Annotated in this window: 3 protein-coding genes; all 3 read right to left on the minus strand. The window is 50.6% G+C overall.

The genetic code is table 11. The features are described 5' to 3' along the window. Nucleotides 1-274: 274 nt before the first annotated feature. The 3 genes from purH to GEI7105_RS39700 all read right to left on the minus strand — a co-directional run bounded on the left by purH (nt 275) and on the right by GEI7105_RS39700 (nt 2,951). Nucleotides 275-1,822 (minus strand): bifunctional phosphoribosylaminoimidazolecarboxamide formyltransferase/IMP cyclohydrolase, encoded by a 1,548-nt coding sequence (gene purH, locus GEI7105_RS0106195; protein WP_026097472.1) that lies wholly within the window; start codon nt 1,820-1,822, stop codon nt 275-277. A 145-nt stretch (nt 1,823-1,967) separates the two neighbouring features. Beyond that, nucleotides 1,968-2,528, minus strand: coding sequence for a peroxiredoxin (locus GEI7105_RS0106200; protein WP_017659611.1), 561 nt, complete (start codon nt 2,526-2,528; stop codon nt 1,968-1,970). 63 nt (nt 2,529-2,591) lie between these two features. Beyond that, entirely contained in the window at nt 2,592-2,951 is a 360-nt protein-coding gene (locus GEI7105_RS39700) for a hypothetical protein (RefSeq protein ID WP_017659612.1), read from the minus strand. Nucleotides 2,952-3,051 lie beyond the last annotated feature (100 nt).

A 3,051-nucleotide genomic window follows, 5' to 3' on the forward strand; every position in this document is an offset into this window, starting at 1 on the left:
GCAACGCTGTGCTTATCTCAATGGAGACTTTTACGCCTAACACTTGCAAAACTGGGATGCACCCGAAGGCTTTCTGAGGCGTAACCCTCCAATTTCCCGTTTTCCATTCATTTCGTTATGGGCAAACTTCAGTTAAAAGTCCGGCTCGTTCGACAAAGTGAATCGCTTTCATCAATCCCTCCTGCTGTCTTTATTTGTAAGTATAAGATCCCCGGAATCTTGGAGATTCCGGGGATCTCGCGAAACCAGAAAAGAACCTTTTCCCGAAGCTAAATTAATGCAAGAAGTGGCGAACTCCCGTGAGAACCATCACGACGCCTAACTCGTTGGCGGCTGCGATCGAATCCTTATCGCGAATGCTACCGCCCGGTTGAACGATCGCCGTAATTCCCGCCGCCGCAGCAGAACGCACAGAATCGTCAAAGGGGAAGAAACCATCGCTGGCTAACGTCGCCCCCTGACAGTGTTCTCCGGCTTGTTCGAGAGCAATTTTCGCCGCCCCGACGCGGTTCATTTGACCCGCCCCAATTCCTAACGTGGTGCGGTTTTTCGTCACGACAATGGCGTTGGATTTAACGTGTTTGCAGACTTTCCACGCGAACAGCAATTCCTCTAACTGTTCCGGTGTGGGTTGTTTTTCTGTGACGATTTTCCATTGCGTGGTATCTTCGACTAAATCGTCGGCAGTTTGGACGAGAAAGCCTCCCGCGATCGCTTTAAGGGTTTCGCGGCTTCCCAGGTTCAAATCGGACATCGTCAACACGCGAACTTTCGACTTTTTCGTCAAAATTTCCTTCGCCTCGTCTTCGCAACCGGGGGCGACGACACATTCTAAAAAGGTCTTTGTCAACGCCGTTGCGGTGGGGGCGTCGATGGGACGGTTCAAGGCGACAATTCCCCCAAAGGCGGAGACGGAATCGGCGTTAAAGGCGTCTTCGTAAGCTTGAAGCAAAGTATCGCCCACCGAAACGCCGCAGGGATTGGTATGTTTCAACACCGCCGCTGCGGGGGGTTTGTCGTCGCCGAGGAATTCCGCGATGATGCGACGGGCGGCTTCTAAATCGACGAGGTTGTTGTAGCTGAGTTCTTTTCCTTGCAGTTTCTCCGCTGCGCCCCAACCGCTGGCGGTTTGACCGATTTGATACCAGGCGGCTTTTTGGTGGGGGTTTTCGCCGTAACGCAGGGCTTGAATTTGCGACCCCGCCACGCCAAACTGTTCGGGAAGGGTTTCAGATTCGGTTTGGCTTTCGAGGTAGGTGGCGATCGCGCGATCGTACTGACAAGTATGCCAGAATCCGGCTTTGGCGCAATGGCGGCGGAATTCAAAGGACGGTTCGCCTTTTTCGCGAAGTTCCGTTAAATAACCGTCGTATTGGGCGGGGTTAGACAACACCGTCAGATGTTGGAAGTTTTTCGCCGCCGCCCGCAACATGGCCGGGCCGCCGATGTCGATTTTTTCCACGGCGTCGGCGAGGGTGACGTCAGGTTGAGCGATCGTGGCTTCAAAGGGGTAGAGGTTCACCACTACCAAATCGATAGGGCGAACGTCGTTGGCTTCTAAGTCTTGGAGATCTTCGGGGAGGTTGCGACGGGCGAGAATTCCACCGTGAACGCGAGGGTGTAGGGTTTTGACCCGTCCGCCGAGAATTTCGGGAAATCCGGTGTAGTCTGAGACTTTGGTTACGGGGAGTCCGGCGTCTTGTAAGACTTTTGCGGTTCCACCGCTACTAATGATGTCAAATTGGAATTCTTCGACGATCGATCGAGCGAATTCGACCAATCCGGTTTTATCCGATACACTCAACAAAGCTAAACGCGCCACGGTTTTCTCCTTTCCTAATCGCACGACCCGTTTATTTTACAACGGGGGGCGAGTCCCTCCAGTCGGGGTTTTGATGAGTGGGTCGATCGCCGCGACAATATCCCGAAACCGTCTCGAACGACAAGCGTACAGATTTCTCGACTTTTTAGGGGGTGTGGTTTTGCAGCCAGTCAATGACTTCATCAGCGTTGCGATCGGGAGGAAAGACGGGGTAAAAAACTTTAACAATTTTTCCGTCTTTTGCAATTAGCGTCACTCGTTTAATTAACTGTAGATCTGCGATTTCAAAAGTGGGAAGTTTTAGCGCTTCAGTAAAAGTTAAATCACAGTCACTTAAAAGCTCAAATGGTAAATGAAGCCGTTCGACTGCTTCTTTTTGATACTCAGTATTTTGAGTACTCAGTCCAAAAACTTTCGCTCCCAATTCTTCTAATTCTTGGTGACGATTCCGAAACGTACAGGATTGTGGAGTACATCCCCTTGCCCCAGGAATATCGTCCCATCCATCCGGTAAAGAAACCCCCGGTTGTCCAGTCATGGGATAGCAATAAATGACAACAAAATTGGCGATTGTTGATAGATCGATCCATTTATCTTGAGTTGAAAATAAACTGACGGATGGTAAAAATTCTCCAAGTAAGCGATCGCAAGCACCGTCATCGACTGGAGCGGGCAAATTTTTGGGTAACTGTGTCAGTTTGTCCATATAATTTTCTATTTAAACAACTTACCTCATAATAATTGCTGGACGACGTGAATTATCGAAAACTCAATTGTATAACAGCTCAAAATCAAGAACTTTAAGGTGAATCAAAATATAGTCATAGTGAAGTACCCTATCCGAAAATCGGATGGTTTCTCCAGATCCCCGACATCTCCAAGGTGCTGGGGATCTCATCCGAAATCCGAATTTCAACGCTTCGACTTCGCTCGCTTCGACTTCGCTCGCTTCGACTTCGCTCGCTTCGACTTCGCTCGCTTCGACTTCGCTCGCTTCGACTTCGCTCGCTTCGACTTCGCTCGCTTCGACTTCGCTCGCTTCGACTTCGCTCGCTTCGACTTCGCTCGCTTCGACTTCGCTCGCTTCGACTTCGCTCAGCGTTGAGTCCGAGCGGAGTCGAGGACTCAAACACTGGTTTTTTCCAACCTGACAAACCCCTATCTATCCCCCCAACCCCCCTTTCAAAGGGGGGCGAAGGGGGGATAGGGGGCTAAGGAGGGATGTGGTG

Source organism: Baaleninema simplex PCC 7105 (assembly GCF_000332355.1).
In the GTDB taxonomy this organism is placed as follows: Bacteria; Cyanobacteriota; Cyanobacteriia; order Cyanobacteriales; family Geitlerinemataceae; genus Baaleninema; species Baaleninema simplex.

What these genes read in the sequence shown, in the direction of transcription:
- GEI7105_RS0106200 (WP_017659611.1), bottom strand. Translation starts at nt 2,528, where the DNA reads ATGGACAAACTGACACAGTTACCCAAAAATTTGCCCGCTCCAGTCGAT.